Source organism: Paenibacillus sp. GD4 (assembly GCF_030846225.1).
Classification (GTDB): Bacteria; Bacillota; Bacilli; order Paenibacillales; family NBRC-103111; genus Paenibacillus_G; species Paenibacillus_G silviterrae.
The window spans coordinates 4,052,723-4,071,861 of the sequence record NZ_JAVCYK010000001.1 but is presented as its reverse complement, the minus strand read 5'-3'; the positions used below and the strand labels follow the sequence as shown (position 1 = coordinate 4,071,861).

The 19,139-nt window shown below is 54.3% G+C and carries 13 protein-coding genes; 3 read left to right on the top strand and 10 right to left on the bottom strand.

The genetic code is table 11. The features are described from left to right. The first annotated feature begins 220 nt into the window (after nt 1–220). On the top strand, nt 221–1,162 hold the full coding sequence (locus tag RAC89_RS19560) for an aldo/keto reductase family protein (protein WP_306615379.1): 942 nt from the start codon (nt 221–223) through the stop codon (nt 1,160–1,162). An 88-nt stretch (nt 1,163–1,250) separates the two neighbouring features. Here the strand turns inward: RAC89_RS19560 and RAC89_RS19555 are convergent, their stop codons facing one another. From RAC89_RS19555 to RAC89_RS19510, 10 genes are all read right to left on the bottom strand, one after another. Continuing rightward, nucleotides 1,251–3,542, bottom strand: a complete 2,292-nt coding sequence (locus RAC89_RS19555; protein ID WP_306615378.1) for a glycoside hydrolase family 95 protein — start codon at nt 3,540–3,542, stop codon at nt 1,251–1,253. Nucleotides 3,543–3,558: 16 nt separating this feature from the next. After that, on the bottom strand, nt 3,559–3,918 hold the full coding sequence (locus RAC89_RS19550; protein ID WP_306615377.1) for a cupin domain-containing protein: 360 nt from the start codon (nt 3,916–3,918) through the stop codon (nt 3,559–3,561). Further along, nucleotides 3,915–5,747: a cache domain-containing sensor histidine kinase gene (locus RAC89_RS19545; protein ID WP_306615376.1), complete on the bottom strand. Its 1,833-nt coding sequence runs from the start codon at nt 5,745–5,747 to the stop codon at nt 3,915–3,917. The genes RAC89_RS19550 and RAC89_RS19545 overlap by 4 nt, the downstream gene beginning before the upstream one ends. A gap of 97 nt (nt 5,748–5,844) precedes the next feature. Beyond that, a complete protein-coding gene (locus tag RAC89_RS19540) occupies nt 5,845–7,980 on the bottom strand; it encodes a TIM-barrel domain-containing protein (RefSeq protein WP_306615375.1) in 2,136 nt (711 codons plus the stop codon). Between the two features lie 37 nt (nt 7,981–8,017). Beyond that, on the bottom strand, nt 8,018–8,986 hold the full coding sequence (locus tag RAC89_RS19535) for a Gfo/Idh/MocA family protein (protein ID WP_306615374.1): 969 nt from the start codon (nt 8,984–8,986) through the stop codon (nt 8,018–8,020). Between the two features lie 16 nt (nt 8,987–9,002). Next, nucleotides 9,003–10,031, bottom strand: a complete 1,029-nt coding sequence (locus tag RAC89_RS19530; protein ID WP_306615373.1) for a glycoside hydrolase family protein — start codon at nt 10,029–10,031, stop codon at nt 9,003–9,005. A 75-nt stretch (nt 10,032–10,106) separates the two neighbouring features. Then, nucleotides 10,107–11,666 carry a type 2 periplasmic-binding domain-containing protein gene (locus RAC89_RS19525; protein ID WP_306615372.1) on the bottom strand — a complete coding sequence of 520 codons (1,560 nt, stop codon included), beginning with the start codon at nt 11,664–11,666 and terminating at the stop codon, nt 10,107–10,109. A 23-nt stretch (nt 11,667–11,689) separates the two neighbouring features. Next, a complete protein-coding gene (locus RAC89_RS19520; RefSeq protein WP_306616142.1) occupies nt 11,690–12,562 on the bottom strand; it encodes a carbohydrate ABC transporter permease in 873 nt (290 codons plus the stop codon). Between the two features lie 14 nt (nt 12,563–12,576). Beyond that, on the bottom strand, nt 12,577–13,536 hold the full coding sequence (locus tag RAC89_RS19515; protein ID WP_306615371.1) for an ABC transporter permease: 960 nt from the start codon (nt 13,534–13,536) through the stop codon (nt 12,577–12,579). 112 nt (nt 13,537–13,648) lie between these two features. Continuing rightward, entirely contained in the window at nt 13,649–14,821 is a 1,173-nt protein-coding gene (locus RAC89_RS19510) for a glucuronate isomerase (RefSeq protein WP_306615370.1), read from the bottom strand. Between the two features lie 250 nt (nt 14,822–15,071). On the opposite strand from RAC89_RS19510, the gene RAC89_RS19505 reads away from it, so the two are divergent. Both RAC89_RS19505 and RAC89_RS19500 read left to right on the top strand, forming a co-directional pair. Next, a complete protein-coding gene (locus RAC89_RS19505) occupies nt 15,072–17,282 on the top strand; it encodes an alpha-galactosidase (protein ID WP_306615369.1) in 2,211 nt (736 codons plus the stop codon). Between the two features lie 32 nt (nt 17,283–17,314). Beyond that, nucleotides 17,315–19,096 (top strand): glycoside hydrolase family 36 protein, encoded by a 1,782-nt coding sequence (locus RAC89_RS19500; RefSeq protein WP_306615368.1) that lies wholly within the window; start codon nt 17,315–17,317, stop codon nt 19,094–19,096. Nucleotides 19,097–19,139: the final 43 nt, after the last annotated feature.

The window sequence follows — 19,139 nt, the reverse complement described above, 5'->3', positions numbered from 1 at the left end:
CGACCTCTTTTCCCAATGACTTACGGTTCATCATAAAGTGCTTAAGTCCGCTGCACAATGCAAAGGCTTTCAGTACAACTGTGTTTTTTTACGATTTGCAGGCGCCGAGGGCGATCATAAAAAATAACATAGCCACCATAATTCAGCCAGTACTTGGGAAGGGCCAAGCTGAAGTATGATAGAATGGGATCGCTATATCACAAGCAGGAGGGAAAGCAAAATGAATTATCGCAAGCTCGGGAACAGCGGTTTAAAGGTTAGTGAAATCAGTCTGGGCAGTTGGCTTACGTACGGCGGCTATGTGGAGAATGAGAACGCTGTAAAGTCGATAGAGCAGGCATATGATCTGGGGGTCAATTTCTTCGATACCGCCAATATGTATGAACGGGGCGAAGCGGAGAAGGTCATGGGCAAGGTGCTGAACGCTTATCCGCGGGAGTCCTACGTCCTGGCAACCAAGGTGTTTAACAAAATGGGCGAGGGTCCGAACGATCGCGGACTATCTCGTAAACACATTATGGAGCAGTGCCATGCCAGCCTGAAGCGGTTAAACGCCGAGTATATCGACATCTACTATTGTCACCGCTACGACCCGGAAACCCCTCTGGAGGAGACATTGCGGGCTCTGGATGATCTGGTAAGCCAAGGCAAGGTGCTTTATATCGGAGTGAGCGAATGGACACCCGCTCAGATAACGGAAGCCTTCGCGATCGCCGACAAGCTGCTGCTGGACAAATTGATCGTGAATCAGCCGGTTTATCATATGTTTAACCGTTACATAGAGAAGGAGATCATTCCGCTTGGCCAAGCCAAGGGCTTCGGTCAAGTCGTATTTTCTCCGCTGGCCCAGGGCATCCTGACGGGAAAATATCGCCGCGGTCAGGCGGTTCCGGAGAACAGCCGCGCAGCAAGCAAGGGCTGGGATGAAAAGCGGCTGAATGAGGAAACCTTGTCCAAGGTGGAACAGCTGGCGGAGATTGCGGATGGGCTGGGACTCCGCATGTCGCAGCTGGCGATTGCCTGGATTTTGCGCCAGAGCAATGTGGCAAGCGCGCTAGTGGGAGCAAGCCGCCCGGAGCAGGTTGTGGAGAATTGCTCCGCCTCCGGTGTGAAGCTTTCGCAAGAAATACTGGAGCAGATCGAGCAGATCTTGAAAGCGTAGGGAAATCACGGCTGCTTCTCCTTACTAAAAAGCGGATGACACAGGCGCCTTGCCTGTCGTCATCCGCTTTTCTTTCATCTTCGAGTAACTACACGGCGACAATCCGGTAGGTCCGGTCAGGCTCGGCGGTAAACTCGACGATTTCCTCGCCGGCACGGCTGCGCGCCACCTCGGCGTCGCCCGACCAGATCACGACCGGCGTCGCAGTACGGACGCGGCACATTCCCTGCTTCAGCGGCTCGATGGCGCCCTCCTGCAGCGCCCCGTCCGACCAGCGCAGCGTCACCCTGTAGCCGCCTCGCGCGCGTAGTCCGGTGACCTCTCCCTCCGGCCATTCGGCGGGCAGCGCAGGCAGCAGAAGCAGCTCTCCGGCATGGCTCTGGAGCAGCATCTCCGCCATACCGGCCGCCGCGCCGAAATTACCGTCAATCTGGAACGGCGGATGGGCGTCGAAGAGATTCGGGTAGGTCGACTTGCGAAGCATGTTCACCAAGTGCTGATGAGCGTCCTCCCCCTCGCCCAAACGGGCAAACATGTTTACGATCCAGGCGCTGCTCCAGCCGGTATGCCCTCCTCCATTCGCCAGCCGGTGACGGAGTGTTTCCTCTGCTGCCTTAGCGAGCTCGGGTGTACGCTGCTTATCGATTTGGGTTCCCGGATGCAGGGCGAACAAGTGGGAGATATGACGATGCCCGGCGTCCGCCTCCTCGTATTCCTCCAGCCATTCCAGCAGCTGCCCCCTGCTGCCTATCTGCGGCTTGGGCAAACGCTGCAGGAGCGAGGACAGCCGGTCGGCGAATTCGGTGTCCGCCTCCAGAAGCTTACAGCTGTCGATGCAGGCGTCGAACAACTCACGCAGGATCTGCGTATCCATGGAAGGCCCCATGCAGAGCGCACCCTTCTCGCCGTCAGGCAGGATGAAAACATTTTCCGGAGAGACGGACGGTCCCGTGACAAGGCGGCCATCCGGCGTTTCCACCAGGTAATCTACGAAAAACTCGGCAGCTTCCTTCAGCACGGGGTAGGCCCGCTCACGCAGGAAAGCCAGATCCCCGCTGTAGGCATAATGCTCCCAAAGGTGCAAGCTAAGCCAAGCTGCTCCCATCGGCCAAATGACGCAGGTAGGGAAAATACCCTCCGGCCGGGTTTCCGCCCACAGGTTCGTGTTATGATGCGCCACGAAGCCATTGCAGCCGTACAGCTGACGTGCTGTGTTCCGCCCGTCCGCTCTCATTCGCTCAACCAGCTCGAATAACGGCTCATGGCATTCCTGCAGACCGCATACCTCCGCCGGCCAATAGTTCATCTGCGTGTTGATATTGATGGTGTATTTCGACTCCCACGGCGGGGTGAAGCTATCGTTCCAAATCCCCTGCAGCGTGGTCGGCAGGCTGCCCGGACGCGAGCCGGCGATCATCAAATATCTTCCGTATTGAAAAAACAGCTCCAACAGCCCCGCATCAGGATCACCCGACCTGCAAAGCTCCAGCCTCTCATCTGTCGGCAGCTCTGCCGCCGGCACCGCTTGGTCCGCCCCTCCAAGCTTCAAATTGACCCTGCCGTAGAGCGAAAAATAGTCGTCAATGTGCCTCCGCTTCAGCTCCTCATAGCTAAGCTTCGAAGCAGATGTAACTGCCTTTAGGCTGGCGGCTTCGGGATCTTTCTCCCGGAAGGTCGTCGCTGCGGCAAGCAGAAGCGTAACCTCGGAGGCTCCCTCTACGGAAACGAAATCGCCAAGCACACGAAGCTGGCCGTCTGCCGCTCCCTTCAATACGCAAGCATATTCGACCCCGTCCTTGCCGCAATCCCCCCGCATGGCCACGGCATCGTCGCTTACCTTCCGGCTCTCACCTTCATAAGGCCGACGGTTGAGATTCGCCCCGAAGCTCAGTCTTCCAGAGCCTTCACAGGTGAGACGAACCACGAGCACCTGATCGGGATAGCTGCTGAACACTTCTCTCCTGTACGTGGTATCCCCTATACGGTAGCGGATGCTGACGATGCCCGTCGACAAATCCAATTCCCGCTCGTAGCCCTCCACTGTACCGGTTTGGCCGGTAAAAAAAAGCTTTAGCTCCCCCAGCGGCTGATAAGGATTGTAATACTTCGGAGTAGAAAACATCGACATGCGAGCGAGCGCCGCAGCCTTTTCCACCTCGCCGTCAAATAACAGCCTGCGAATTTCCGGCAGATTCGCAAGACCGTCGGGATTCACCGCATTCGCCTTCGGTCCTCCATACCAGACTGAATCTTCGTTCAGCTGAATTTTATCGTCCTGCACTTGCCCGAAAACCATGCCGCCCAAGCGTCCGTTGCCCACAGGCAGCGCTTCCACCCACTTCGCTGCTGGCTTGCGGTACCATAGCCTCTTTCGATTCACTGTAAGGTCCCCCTCCTCATTCGACTGCCGGGAGCGCCGCCTCAAAGACAAGTAAGCGCAGAGGCGCATCCGTGTGATTTTCAAGACCATGACTCCAGCCCGGCTTATTCAGCAGCACATCCCCCGGACCTACCTCGCGCACTTCTCCATTGACCGTCATCCGGCCGCGGCCCTCCATTATCACATAAACCTCCTCATCCTGTCCGTGTGTGTGATAGCCGATGGAGGCTTGCGGAGGAATTTCCGTGTAATAGAAAAATCGCAAGGCCGTATCAAAATCCTTGTTGTCGTACAGCCTCACGCTTTTGACCTCGCCTTTGCCTTTATGACTGCTTCCGAACTTGTATTCCGCGTTTAAGTAATTGCGAATGATCATTCCAAATCTCCTCCACTTTTGGGTGCGGACGTAGGAATCGACGGCATCATCATCGTGAATCTCGTTCCCTCTTCCAGCACACTCTCCACTTGTAATCCGTACTCTTCCCCATAAACCATCTGAATCCGGCGGTGTACGTTCAGAATGCCGATGCCGCCCTTCTTCCCTGCATCGTCGGCAAGACGGTTGGCATCCAGCTTCGTTCTAAGCGCCGCAAGCTGCTTTTCCGTCATCCCCGCTCCGTTATCTTCCACACTGATCCAGAACAAGCCGTCCTTCTCGCCGCCATCGATTCGAATGTAATGGTAATCCTCCACCCCGTCGCAAAAGGCATGCTGAAACACATTTTCTACCAACGGCTGCAGTGTCAGCCGAACCATATGATGCAGCAGATAGTCCGCCGGCAAGGCTACATTGATTTCAAATTCCCTGCCGATGCGGTGGCGAAGAATCACAAGATAATACATCACATGCTTCAGCTCGTTCGCAACCGTAATCTCTTCGAGATTCGCCTGTACGGAATAACGGAGCATATAGGCCAGCGATTTGACAATTTCCGAAATCTCTTCGGACTCCTGAATCGATGCATAACAAACAATCGTCTCCAGCGTGTTATAGAGGAAATGGGGATTGATTTGCAGCTGAAGCGACTGCAATTCCGCCCGCTGGCGCTCCATTTGACTTACTTGGTTCTTGAGCTCGGCCTGATACACTTTCTCGATCAGCTCCGATAAGCGTCCGACCATGAGGTTATACCGTTCCATCAGCTCCACGATCTCGTCGCTATGCTCCGGAAGCGGAATCTTGGCCCAGTTCCCCTGCTCGGTCTGGCGCATGCCGTTCTGGAGGATACGAATCGGACCCGTGATGGATTTACCGAACCGGTAAGCGAACAATAACGCGAAGAGCATCGTTATGAAGCCGACGACGATCGTCGTCATACGAATGTTGGCCACCGGCTTACGCAGCTCCTCCAGAGGCATGGTGACCGTAAGAGTCCATTTGGAATAGTCCGATTTCCGTGCCATATACATTCGTGCTTCTCCGGTGTCCCCATTCTCGAAGAGAGAGGGTCCTGCCTGCTCGATGTCCTTTGTTAGGGCAGCGGGAATGGAAGAGCCTACCTGACGTCCGTCCGGATGATACAGCATTTGACCCTTCTCGTCCGTGATGAAGAAATAGCCGTTTCCGCCAAGCTCAATGCCCTTCCACAAAGCAGACAGGTCTGCGGAGCGGATTTCGATAGCCAGCACGCCCAGAGGCTCGGGGGAGGTTAATCCCCGTATTTGGCGCACCAGCGTGAGCATTTGGTTGTTCTGATCCTTAAGAATGGTCGAATTGAGAATACTCATTTGACCCGTCGGGCTGGTATTCCCCCGGAAATATTCCAGCTGCCTCTGTACCTGCTCCCGGGTAAACGACTGTTCCTCGACTTCATTGAAATAGTACAGCGCATTGCCGGAATAACTGATCATATAGATGGCCGCGATCTCCGGATTGCGGATAAACAGCGGATCGATCCCGACCTCGCGAACCAATTTACGGTGGTAATAATATTCGTAATCGGCAAGGTTAGCCGGCAAATCGATAAACTCCTTCACTTGACGGTTCGTCAGCAAGGACAGCATGGAGCGGCCATAGGCCTTAAGATAAAAATCCGTGTGATAGAGTGCATTGTTTACCATCTGCTTCATCTGGGATTGAACCAGCACATCGAGCTCCTTGGATGAGGAGCGGTACGAGAACACCCCCACGCAGGCTAATGAACCGATAATGATAATTAAGAAATACACCGTAAGCTTCCGATAGAGACTGCGCCGTTTTCTCACAAGAGACTGCCCCCTTCTGTTTTCATCATGGTTCCGGATGCGGGTGCGGGTGCAGGTCACGAGCTTAGTCAAGCTATCGGAGGCGACACAGTGAACGTTAGCCGAGCTTCGTTAATCCAAGCTTCCAGGTTGTGGAGCTATAGGACGATGCCGTGTTCGCTCCGGCGGTTTCCTCTTCGATCACACACTCGAGAGTTCCATCCGCGCCGGCACGGACCTCCGCTTGCTGCCAAACGCTGTTCCCCCGTTCATAATCAAACGACACCCCGTCATCGTCATACAGCATACCGCGTCCAGGCACGGTACCGAAATGGAGCCATTCCAGCGGCGTCTGCTCCCCTGCCTTCGGTGCGTGCGGCCTAACCGGCATCGTTGGGATGACGGCTCCCTCACGGACAAAGATCGGAATCCGCTCCAGCGGGGCTTGCACATGGACAATACGTCCTCCCTCGAACCGCTCGCCCGTTTCAAAGCCATACCATACGCCTGGCGGCAATAGCACATCCCGCTCGTGCTCTCCGGCGAATACAGGAGCTACCAGCAGATCGTCTCCCATTAGAAATTGATCGTCCCATTCTCTAACCTTCTGCTTTCCGTATGCCGCATCGGTCGTATTCAACACCTCGCCTTCTCCCAGGCTCTTCAGCGCAGCTGCGGCACGGTACTCTTGGGCATTCTCGAAGGCCAAAGGCATCGCACGGAACGGCGGCAGGCCCTCGAAACGGTACCGGGCAAATGCCGTGTACAAGTAAGGAAGCAGCCTCATGCGAAGCTCGATATAATGCCTGATAATCGGCTCCACCTCCGGGAAGGACCACGGCTTCGTGCCGTCCCCCCAAGCATTCAGCATAGCCATGGGGGAGAAGCAAACCGCCTGCATCCGGCGCACCCATTCCTCGCTGCTGCCGGCTTTACGCACCTCCGGTGTCCACAGGATCCCGCTGAATGAAGCGTTGCACATCGCACGTACGAACTGCTTATGGTCATACAAATCCGAATAAATCACATAGGGCAGCGTGGAAGCCGCAGCGTTCGAGGCGCGAACCAAGCCGTAGGTTCTGCGGTTATGCTTCCGGTACAGATCCGTTGTCATTTTCTGGAACAGCAGACCGTACATCTGCCGCATCTGCTCTCCGTCACTGCCGGAAGGGAAGCTCGCGTGAGCCGGAAACATCCACGAATTGTTCGTGAGCTCGCTCCCGTCGCATTCATCGAGCTTGTAGCCGGACACGCCGATACGGACATGCTCCTCTTCATGCTGATTCACATACAGCGCCTGGGCCTCCTCCAGCGTGTAGTCCGGCGCTAACCCTCCCCAGACGGCGTGGCTTCCGGAAAGCGGCTTCAAAGGCTCGTAGATTTCCGCATCGGGAGAAACATAGGGATGCTCCCATAGATTGACCTGAAATCCTTGCTCCGCCAGCTCACGAACGAATCCGGCAGGATCGGCAAACCGCTCCCGAGCCCATTCATACGTGACGGGATAGCTGCGGCTGTGCCAGCCCGGCTCCAAGCCGATCACATCGCAAGGAATGCCGCGTTCACGGAATTCCTGCGCTTCCGCCACAGCCTCCTTGTCGCTGTATAGCTTCGGCACCCGGTGCCAGAAGCCGAGCCCCCACTTGGGCGGTAAGGTGCCTCCGCCGCAGAACAGATTGTATCGGCTAACTACACTCGCCACAGACGGACCGCTGAACACATAGATGTTCGCCCCTTCGTCCGGCAGCCGCACCTCAATTCGGCTGGATAACGGCGTGGCCTTCCAGCCTTTATCCGTATTCCGGTCAAGTACAGCTTCGCGCCTGTTATCCTCAATGTGTACGGTTGAGCCGCAATGGACCGTCACGATCCGGGAGGTGTCGATCAGCACGCCGTAGCCCCTGTCCGTAACAAAGAACGGTACCGGTGCATGGGTTTCTCCCGTATCCTGCTTAGGGTCGCTGTTCACCCGGAGGTATTTGGTTCTTCCCCGCTGATTCAACCGCATGAACTGCAGCCCTGTGCCGTAAATGGCTTCGCTCTCCGTTAAAGGGAAAGAAAGCACCAGCATCTTCCCGACATGGTCCAGGCGCACCTCCTCCAAGTCAAAAGGAAGCTCCGCATCACCTAGCCGCTTAAGAGCTTCATGCTTCGGCTCCTGTTTCATCCAAGCAAGCGGAGATAAGGAGGAGGGCTCTCCCACTTTGGAGTGCCATACTCCTGTCGTCGTTTTTTGCCAAGTCAAGCCTTTCATTTAGCTCATCCCATCCTCTATATGGATTCCGATTCATTCACTCGGTTACACATGGTAAAGTTACATCGATGCGCCGTGACTTCTCGCTCGACAGCTTCGCATAATGAACCAGAGCCTGCGTATATAAGTAATCCCTTCCGCTGGATTCGGACTCCCGCCGCTCCCGAAGCGAGGCAAGAAATTCAGCCAGCGTATCGCTAACTTGAACTGCGCTGTGATCGTTATAAACCTCCGTTTGACCCTCACGATGCAGATAAATGACTTGATCGGTCAGCTCCAAGGCACCGGCAGTCCCCTCGATCCTCAGCTGTCCGCACCACGGTGTTTGCTTGCTGCGGGAAGCAATCGTGCCGGAGTAGGTCGCGCGAATCCCGCCTTCAAGGTCTATCCAGGCCTCCGTGCCGAGCACGGAGCCCGGCTCCTCCCAGCCATTCAGCGGGTTATACAGCTGAGCGGCAATCCGAACCCCTTCCGCCCCGGTCAAATAACGGATCATATCGAAGTGATGGACGCCGATATCATCCAGCAGGCTGACCGTGTAATTACGCTGTACCTGATGATAGCGGTGAAACCGGATATCAATCGAAGCTATTCGCCCGATCGCTCCTTCGTCAATCAGCTGCTTCAGCCTGCGTATGTATGGAAATCGCCGGTAATTCTCCGCGATCATGAACGGAATGCCCTCCCGTAGCGCCCGCTTCACCACCTCCACCGACTCCTCATAGTCGAAGGATATCGGCTTCTCGCAAAGCACCGGCAGCCTCCGGTCGAAGGCCGCATGATTGATAGCCGTATGCGCCATGGGCGAAGTAACATTCACAAGAAAATCGGCTTCTTCGTTATTCAGCGCTTCCTCAAGCGAGGTGTAGAAGGGATAAGGATCGTTCTCCAGCTTCACCTTCATGGATGAATTCGTTTCCACTACGGCAGCAAGCAGCCCCTGCGCCTTCAACCGCTTATACCAGCTGAAGCCTGCCGAGCCGAGTCCGACTAGTATTGCTTTCATAAAGCAGCTCCTCTCTTTATTCAGGTGCGATGGGGATTACCATATTCCATGTATTCGAAGCATTTCTAAAGCCGCCCGAGCCGTCAGCCGTTGCAGCGAACAAATGGGTGGGCTTGCCGTTTTGGAACAGCAGGAACGGCCTCTCCAAATTGCCCATCAGCTGCACCTCACCATCGTCCCAGGTCACCCGGCGTGAGTATGCCTTCGGCTGCTCAAATAAGCTCCAGCTCTTCCCGTCGGCCGAATAGGCGTGAATTCCGGAATGCTTCTCCCCGCACAGTGTTCCCTCCATGTCCTTGGCAATCAATTCATACCCGTCCTCCGTCTTCCATACGTACGGGTCCTCTATATGAAAGCGGTCCGGAGGAAACACCGGCTCGTCCGTCAGCACCCGGTAGGGACCCTGAAAGCTGTCGGCGCTTGCTGCCCCGATGGTCATCTGACCATGGGTATGCCCTTCATACCTACGAGCTTTATAGATCAGGAGGATGGATCCGTCTTCATGCACGCAAGGCGCAGGGTTCGAGGTCAGGAAGCTGTCGAACCGCCCCGGACGTGTGGGGAGAATCGGTGCGTCCTTTCGTTCCCAAGGGCCGAACACACTTTGCGAGGTGGCAATACCGACCCGCTTGTTTGCTCTCGCAGCTATACAGCGGGGATCCTCAAGCCCGTAGTCCTCACCCGGCTGCACATCCGCGAAAGGATGGGTTGAGCCCATATAATACAGCACATAGCTGTCGCCGATCTTTTTGATGTGCGGGTTATGGGTGCTGCGACCGTCCCAGTACTCCGCACCCCTGGCCGGAAGAACGACCTCTTGGAACTCGTACGGTCCTTCCGGCGTATCGGAAACGGCGCGGACAATCTCCGACGCCACCAGCCAGCCGGGGTGCATCGGCAGCCGCTTCGGCCAGCGGGAAGCAAACATGTGGAAGCGTCCGTCCTCACCTTGAACGACGGATCCGCACCAGACCCAATATCCTTCCATACGAAACCCGCCGTTTCTCGGGGCAGGCAGCAGCCGGTCCGCTAAACTTCTTGCCATGAGTTCATTCCTCCTTAATATGGCTAAATCCTCCCCCTTACCGGGGGAGGACAAGCTCAACCTTGAAGTTATCCGTTACTTAGAGAGAATCATTACGCCTTCTTTTTTATTATATCGATCGGTAGCTTCCTTAATGATTTCGTTACCGCCCTTCGACTTATACTCTTCGATTACTTTAGGCCAGTCGGAGATCGGCTCTTTGCCGTAGATCATCTTGATCATGTGATCGATGATCAGCTTCGGTCCTACGTCCTGCTGCGGCGCGGCAAGATCCGGGAATTTCGTGAAAGCAGTGAGGTCCGGATAAAATCCGATGCCCCCCAAGCCTTCCTTGGCGAGAACCTCATCGAAGGCCTTCAATGTGTCCTTGCCGTTCTGATCCAGCTCCAGCCGCATTTTGTTATAGGTCGCATCATGCGCTGCCCAAAGCGTGCCGCTGCGGAAGCCTTCCTCTTCCGTCTCTTCCTTCGTTTGCGGGAATTTATACTTAATGGCTCCATTCTCCGTCGTGTACGTGTCGCCTTCAATTCCAAATGTAAAGAACTTCTCCGCTTCCGGCGTGACCATCCAATCGAAGAATTTGATAATCCCGACAGCCGTCTCCGGCTTTACCTTGGCATTGATATAGAAGGATCGGATAACCGGAGTATAGTAGAAGTACCCCCCTGTTCCTTCAGGACCTTTCGGCGAAGCGATAATGTCGACTTGGGAGTCCGGCACCACCTGCTTGTTGTTCACGCGGAAGCCTACGAGCCCGGTTGCATTAGAGGACCAGCTGCCTGCCTTGCCGCCGTTAATGTTCTTGGTATAATCCGTGGAAGTAATCGTTGCGAAATCCTTCGGAATCAACCCTTCATCGTACATGGTTTTGTACACCTGAAGCGCCTTCATCATATTGTCGGCATCGAAGAACTTCGGAACCACCTGCCCATCCTTCACTTCGAACTGATCCTTGTAGGGAAGCACGTCGAACGCTCCAAGAATGACGTCCGCGTATTTAAAGTTCTCACGCATTTGATACGGATTCTCAACACCGAGCTTTTTGAAGGCGCGCAGCACATTCAAAAACTCATCCACCGTCTTCGGCGCCGGCAGCCCCGTTTGCTTCAGCAAGTCGGTTCGGATAAAAGTAGCCCGTCTCGACGGGTTCGCCAAGTATTCCGGGATCCCATAAATTTTGCCCTTGTACGATACTGCTTCCCACGCAGCCTTAGGCACCGCCTTCATCAGGTTCGGTGCATGCTGCTTCAGCAGGTCGTCCAGCGGCATGAACATGCCTGCCTCGACGGAGCCGGACATTGCTTTATTCGTTGGCGTTCCGATGTTGCCCACGACGTCCGGGAGGTCGCCGCCGGCGAACATCACGCTCATTTTCGTTTCCTCCATGACCCTAACATCAAGGTCGGTATTCGTAAGCTCTTCAAGCTTCAGAACCCATTTGTCCTTGTTCAGATCAGGTATGCGGGCATGATAGCCTGTGTTGACCGTAGTCGGATAGGAGATCGAGAACTTTGCCTTCTGGGCGGCTGGCGGCTCTTTGGACGTCGCTGCTTGCTCGCCGCCTCCACAGCCGGCAAGGGCTCCCGCTGCTATCACGGCAGCTAAAGATACATGAACCGCTTTCTTCTTTTTCATGGATACCCCTTCTTTCTACATGATTACGATTTTATTGAGCCTACAAGCATCCCTTGAATGAAATGCTTTTGCAGGAATGGATAAACCAGCATAATCGGCAGCGTCGCAACCACGATAACCGCCATCTTGATTCCTTCCGGAGAAACAGTTAGCATCATTTCAGCGGTAGGATCGGAGCTGCCCAGCATATCGGTAAACACAATCTCGCGAAGCCGAACCTGCAGAGGAATGAGCGCACGATTATTGATATAATAAACGGCCGCTGAATACGTATTCCAGTTAGAAACGGCATAGATGATCCCCATTGTCGCCATAGCGGGCTTGGACAGCGGCAGCACGATGTACCAGATAGTGCGGAAATCGCCGCAGCCGTCCATTTTGCCCGAATCAATCAGCTCATTCGGCAGGTTCATGAAAAAGGATCGCATGACGAACAGGTTAAAGGCACTGATCGCCGAAGGCAGCATGAGCGCCCATAGAGTATCCAGCAAGCCGAGCTGTTTAATCAGCAGGTAATTGGGAATGAGCGGTGCGCTGAATATTAAGGTTACCAGCACCAGGATCAGCACCTTGGTTCGGCCCAGGTATTCGGGTCTGGATAAAGGATAAGCCAGTGACGCGGTAGCCGTCAGGTTGATCAACGTACCGAATACGGTGATAATGACGCTGTTGCGGAATGCGATCCAAATCGACATATCCTTCAGGATTAGCAGGTAGTTGTCCAAGGTGAACTCCACCGGCCAGAAGGCGACCCGTCCCGTATTAATGGCCGCGTTGCTGCTAAGCGATTGAGCGATGACGTGAATGATCGGCATAACCATCGTTAAACCGAGCAGAGCCATGAAGATGACGTTGGCACCATTGAATGTTTTTTGCGCTTTGCTGATAATCACGATTGTTCACCCCTTTTCTAATAAAGACTTTCCCCTGTGGCTTTGCGGCTGAGGGTGTTGCCAATCACGATGAGCAGTAAACCTACAACCGATTTAAAAAGACCGATGGCCGTCGTGTAGCTGTATTGCCGGTCCACCAATCCCGCCCGGTATACGTAGGTGTCTATGATTTCCCCATTCTCGCTGTTCAGCGGATTAAGGAAGACGAATACTCGTTCAAAGCCAAAATCAAGGAAATTGCCGATCTGCAGCAGGAATAAAATCATAATCGTCGGCAGAATGCATGGAATCGTAATGGAAAAGGTTTGTTTCAGTCTCCCGGCGCCATCGATCTGTGCAGCCTCGTAGAGATCCGGGTTAATGCCGGCAATGGCCGCCAAATAAATGATCGTTCCCCAGCCGCTGTCCTTCCATATCCCCGACCCGATGAGTATGCTTCGGATATAGTCGTTATCCCCCAAAAAATAGATAGGCTCAAAGCCTAAGGACGAGATGACGGTATTGACAAACCCGGTTGTCGGCGATAGGACTCCCACGAGAATCCCTCCGACAATAACCCAGGATAAGAAATGGGGCAAATAAACAATGGTTTGGACGATCCGTTTATAAAGGACCTGACGCAGCTCATTGAGCAGAATCGCCAGCAGGATCGGCAAAGGGAAAGCGAACGCCAGATCGTATATACCTATAAGCAAGGTGTTCTTCAGAATCATGAGAAATTCCGGATAAGCGAACATTCGCTTAAAATTGTCCAGCCCGATAAACGGACTTCCCGTAATCCCCCGAAAAATATTGTAATTTTGAAATGCGATGACAGACCCCAGCAGCGGTACATATTTGAAAATCAGGAAGAAGAAAATTCCCGGAATCGAGATCACATACAGCCCCCAATGCTTGCGCATGAAGGTCCATTTCTCCCGCTGTGTCGTAAATGTGTACTGCAGCTGTCGGTCAGCGGCCTTGATCTTAGCAGCCACGTTACTCCCCCTCCACTTCATCGTTTGTTTGTTGTCTCTTTAAGCTCATGTTCATCATACAAAGCAATTTCCGTTTCATCCATGTTGTTTCTTCGCTATGACGTGTGTTTTTTTACGAATCCTGTCGAAGGCCGTATCTTGCGGCGGCACTGGAATAAAGCCATTCCCTTGCGGTGAGCAGCGCCGTCTCTTCGTCAAGCCAGCCTCGGGCTGTCTGCTCGGCAAGAAATTCGGAGGCGAGCCGCTTAATGAGCAGAATCTTGCCGAAGCTCCACTCGATGCAGCGGGCATCGGAGACAACCAGCGAGCTCTTCATCGGACTAATCGCCTCTAGCCGGTATTGCATGCTTTGGCGGTACGTGCTGGTGCGGAAATTAAACCACCACATGCCTCCTACATGCACATTGGAGAAGTTCCAGGCCGCTTGAACCACATCCATGTTGTTCAGCTCGGAGGCGACCACCAGCTCGAAGGTGCATTTGCCGTATCGTTCGAAGAGTGCGGTCAGCTTAAGAATCCGAGCCGGGTCGTTCGCAGGGACGGCGGTGCCGCACCAGGAACGCTCCACTCCCAGAAACAACTGGACAAGCAGCCCCTCACGTTCCGCAATCCCGCATACATAGTCCAGGATCAGCATCATGATTTGATCGAAGCTTAGCCCGTCCTCCAGACGGTACGTCTCATTAGCGGAAGCCTCATAACGCGGAAGCGTCGTCATGATGCCGGGGTATCCTTTAGCTTTGTAAGAGGTCAGCAGACCTTCTATGCTTTGTTTGATTTCCTCGAAGGCTTGGGCAGGCTCGGCCGATTGCTGAACGGTTTTTGACCACTCATGAATTTTGCCGTCAATGCGCGGTATGACGATGGCATCCTCACGCATTCCCTGAAACGCCGCGTGCTCCGGGATATTCGTAACAAAACGCTTGATGTTCAACCGATCGGCTACAGCTTGCGCCCAGCCTGCCTTTGCGCCGCTCTCCCGCACCGCCTTGTCCGCTCGGCGAATGGAATTCGCATCGGTGATATCCAGGTCGTATAGGTACTTAAAGATGTGGGTAAACACCCAGTTCATATTGGTATTTCTAGTCTTAAGGTAAGCAGAGAGAAATGCAGCGATTCTTTCCTCTTCCGGCAGCTCTTCAGCATTCAAGGGATACCCTCCCGATTGCAGCTCCTGCTTAAACCAAAAGTAATGGGCAATCTCCCAGAAATTACGCGCGGCGAGCCGTTCCCCTACCAAATGGGTATGGGTATCGAGCACCTCCATTTGCTGTATGGCTTCCATCCATCTCTCCTGCGGCTTCACACTGTCTCCATCCTTTCCTTGTCTCTCTGTCTATTATTTAAGACCGATTGCCGGCCGGAAGGTATGGATATAGTTACAACGGAGTTGTGTTTTTTTTCGATGGATACTAGAAAAGGCTCTTCAGCCGGCAATCGTAAATTTTTACATACGCATGACGGATTTCTCCATCTGCTTCTCCGTGTCGATTTCTTATAATGGATGCAAATTCATTCATACGTTGGAGGAACTCATGAGCATTACGTACGATTCCCAGCAATCGATCTTTCACTTACAAACGGCGGGAACGAGCTACATCATGCAGCTCGTCAAAGGCAAATACCTTGCTCATGCGCATTGGGGACGCAAGGTCAGGGGGACGCATCTTGGGGGCCATTTATCGCTCCGCCGACGCTGCTCCTTCTCTCCGTCCACCGATCCGGACGACCTCAGCTTGTCTCTCGACACGCTGCCTCAGGAGCTGCCCGCTTACGGCGGCAGCGATTTCCGCGTGCCCGCCTATCAGATTCAGCTGCCCAACGGCAGCACGGTTAGCGAGCTGGTTTACGAATCTCACCGGATTTATCCCGGGAAGCCCGGCTTAGCCGGTTTGCCTTCTACCTATGTCGAATCGGAGGAGGAAGCACAAAGTCTGGAGATCGTGCTCACTGACGACGTTGCCGGACTTAAAGCCGTATTGACCTATTCGATTTTCCCCGAGCTGGATGTGATTACCCGTTCCGTCCGCTTCGAGAATGTCGGGTCCATGCCGATTCGCCTACTGCGGGCGCTCAGCATGGGAGTGGACCTGCCTCACGCCGACTTTGATGTCATTTTCTTATCCGGCACCTGGGCGAGAGAACGGCATGTTCAGAGGCGGCCTTTGGCACCGGGCGCAGCTGTCATCGAAAGCCGCCGGGGAGCCAGCAGCCATTCGTTAAATCCATTTATAGCTCTGCTCGGCAAGGGTACGGATGAACAGCATGGCGAGGTATTCGGCTTCAGCTTGGTCTACAGCGGAAGCTTCCTCGCCCAAGCCGAGGTGGATCCTTACAGCACGACGCGCGTCGTCATGGGCATCAATCCGTTTGATTTCAGCTGGCTTCTGGGGCCGGGAGAAGCTTTTCAGTCACCGGAGGCGGTCCTTGTGTATTCGGGAGAAGGACTCGGCCGTATGTCCCGTACGTATCATAAGCTGTACCGTACCCGTCTTTGCCGGGGGCCTCACCGTGATCGAACCCGTCCCGTCCTGGTAAACAACTGGGAGGCTACTTATTTTAATTTCACTGCAGACAAAATTGAAGCTATTGCCTCCGTCGGTAAGGAGCTTGGCATTGAGCTTCTGGTGCTTGATGACGGTTGGTTTGGAAAGCGCGATAACGACAGGAGCTCGCTCGGTGATTGGTTCGTCGATCGGAAGAAGCTTCCCCATGGCTTAGAGGAGCTCGTTTCAAGGGTGAACCGGCTGGGGCTGCAGTTCGGTCTTTGGTTCGAGCCGGAGATGGTGTCGCCGGACAGCGAGCTCTACCGTACACATCCGGATTGGTGCCTTCATGTGCCCGAGAGACGGAGAACCACGGCGCGGCATCAGCTGGTTCTTGATTACTCCCGTGCGGACGTCCGGGACTATATTGTAGATGTGCTTACAGGAATCTTGTCGTCCTGTCCGATCTCTTATGTCAAATGGGATATGAACCGGAACATGACCGAAATCGGCTCGGCCCAGTTACCCCCTGAACGCCAAAGGGAAACAGCCCATCGGTATATCCTGGGGCTATATGAGGTACTGGAGCGTATCACTACCGCCTTTCCCAATATTCTCTTCGAGAGCTGCTCCGGCGGCGGAGGTCGTTACGACCCCGGGATGCTGTATTACATGCCTCAGACTTGGACCAGCGATAATACGGATGCGATGGAGCGGTTAAAAATCCAATACGGCACCAGTATCGTTTACCCGATCAGCTCGATGGGAGCGCACGTATCGGCGATTCCCAATCATCAGGTGCACAGGGTTACTTCGCTCGAAACCCGCGGACACGCAGCCATGTCGGGTAATTTCGGCTATGAGCTGGATCTAACGGCCTTTAGCGAGCAGGAAAAGGAAATCGTTAAGCAGCAGGTGGCGTTGTATAAAGAGCTTCGCCCGCTTATTCAATTTGGGGAATTTTACCGCTTGCTAAGTCCGTTTGAGGGGAACCATACCGCGTGGATGTTCGTCTCAGAGGACCAATCGGAAGCGCTGGTTGCTTATTTTCAAGTGCTGGGCGAGCCAAATCCTCCTTCCCGAAAGCTCCGTTTGTCGGGGCTGAAGGAAGATGCCGATTACTTGTTGACGGAAACGGGAGAAGCAGATGTACCGGCAATACGCTGCGGCGGCGATGAACTGATGTCCATCGGACTTCATCTGCCTCGCTGGAAGGGTGATTTCCGCAGCCGCCTGTATCGGCTCCGGCATATTCGATAAGGAAGGACGATTCGTATACAATGGGAACAGGCATGAAAACAGTAACTGCCACTAAGCATATTTTTACGTTGATTGGGGACAATGATCTCTTTACCTCGGAGCTGACGGCTGAGCAGGTAAGCGAAGGCGTACAGATTATCCGGCTTCGCATCACAAGTCCTGAGCCGGCCGTCCCTCCGGTCTATACACTCAAATGGGAGCATCCCGTATGGGATATTCAAAATTTTTGGCATCCTGCGATCGATCGAGCCAGAGGGTTAAAGGCCGATTGGATGCGTAAATTGAGGTCCAACGCCGCCTCCTCCGCTCCGGTTATTTCCCTGTTTAACCTCAGCGGATACAATCGGTTAACCTTTGCCTTCTCCGATGCGTTGAATACGGTCAGCTATGCTGCCGGGATTCATGAGGAGTCCGCTTGGTTTCATTGTCACGTGGAGCTGTTCACGGAAACTACGCCTCCGCTAAGCAGTTATGAAGCTTGTCTCTTGGTGGATACAAGAGGCGTCGCTTATTATGAGAGTCTGCGAGACGTTCAGAGTTGGTATGCGCAGATGCCGGAGTACCGGCCGGCCTATGTTCCTCCCGCGGCCTTGAGCCCCATGTATTCCACCTGGTATAGCATGCATCAGAATGTGACGGCGGATGCCATCGAGATGCAGTGCCGTCAGGCTAAGGAGCTCGGGATGGAAGCAGTTATAGTAGATGACGGCTGGCAGACGTCGGATAACCGGAGAGGCTATGCCTATACCGGCGATTGGGAGGTATGCCTGGAGAAATTTGCGGATATGAAGCAGCATGTGGACCGTGTGCATGAGCTTGGCATGAAATTTCTGCTATGGTACTCCGTTGCCCATGTGGGCAAGCACAGCAAGGCCTGGAGCCGGTTTCAGGATAAGCTGCTAAGGTTTATCGAGAGCCACGGAGCAGGGATACTGGATCCCAGATATCCCGAAGTGCGGGAGCATATCATTACCAAGTACCGGCTAGCTGTGGAGGAGTGGGGGCTTGACGGCTTCAAGCTGGACTTCATTGATACATTTTACTCAAAGGATGCTCCTGTTCCCGAGCCCGCTGCGGGAATGGATTACTCCTCCGTGCCTGCTGCGGTGGATCGGCTGCTAACAGATTCCATAGCCCGGCTTCGGGAAATCAAGCCGGATATTATGGTAGAGTTCCGGCAGCCTTACATCGGGCCTGCCATGCGCAAGTACGGAAACCTCTTCCGCGCATCGGATTGTCCCAACGACGCCGTCCAGAACCGGCTCCGCACCATCGATATTCGCTTGCTCTGCGGCAACACCGCCGCTCATGCGGATATGATCATGTGGAACACCGATGAACCGGTCGAAAGTGCGGCTCTCCAGCTGACCCATATTTTGTTCAGCGTCCCGCAAGTATCGGTGCAGCTGGAGAAGCTGACCGCTCCGCATGCCGCTATGCTCCGCTTCTGGCTCTCCTTCTATAAGGAGCACCGGGATGTACTGCTGGGCGGAGAACTGGCGCCGGAGCATCCGGAGCTGAACTATCCTGTGGTGCGGGCGGCGAAAGGCCAAAAGACGGTAATCGTCACCTACCACGATAAACTGATTCCTATACGCGAGGTACGTAAGGGGTCGGAGCTGATTCTTGTAAACGGCCGACTGGAAAATGGAGTTTATGCGGAGTTTCCGGCAAACCATCCGCCGGCTCAAGCTGCGGTTCGTCTGGTGAACTGCTGCGGGGAAACCATTCATGAGTATGTTTTAGAGGTAAATGCAGGAGTGCATCTGATTGACATTCCTGCTTCAGGTGTTGCATTGGTAACGGTAGAATAGTGAACAGGCCTGCCGGGGGGCAGGCCTGTTCCATGTATTTCCG

Coding starts and splice junctions, on each gene's coding strand:
- RAC89_RS19505 (WP_306615369.1), top strand. CDS start 15,072: ATGAGCATTACGTACGATTCCCAGCAATCGATCTTTCACTTACAAACG.
- RAC89_RS19530 (WP_306615373.1), bottom strand. CDS start 10,031: ATGGCAAGAAGTTTAGCGGACCGGCTGCTGCCTGCCCCGAGAAACGGC.
- RAC89_RS19560 (WP_306615379.1), top strand. CDS start 221: ATGAATTATCGCAAGCTCGGGAACAGCGGTTTAAAGGTTAGTGAAATC.
- RAC89_RS19525 (WP_306615372.1), bottom strand. CDS start 11,666: ATGAAAAAGAAGAAAGCGGTTCATGTATCTTTAGCTGCCGTGATAGCA.
- RAC89_RS19550 (WP_306615377.1), bottom strand. CDS start 3,918: ATGATCATTCGCAATTACTTAAACGCGGAATACAAGTTCGGAAGCAGT.
- RAC89_RS19510 (WP_306615370.1), bottom strand. CDS start 14,821: ATGGAAGCCATACAGCAAATGGAGGTGCTCGATACCCATACCCATTTG.
- RAC89_RS19540 (WP_306615375.1), bottom strand. CDS start 7,980: ATGAAAGGCTTGACTTGGCAAAAAACGACGACAGGAGTATGGCACTCC.
- RAC89_RS19535 (WP_306615374.1), bottom strand. CDS start 8,986: ATGAAAGCAATACTAGTCGGACTCGGCTCGGCAGGCTTCAGCTGGTAT.
- RAC89_RS19500 (WP_306615368.1), top strand. CDS start 17,315: ATGAAAACAGTAACTGCCACTAAGCATATTTTTACGTTGATTGGGGAC.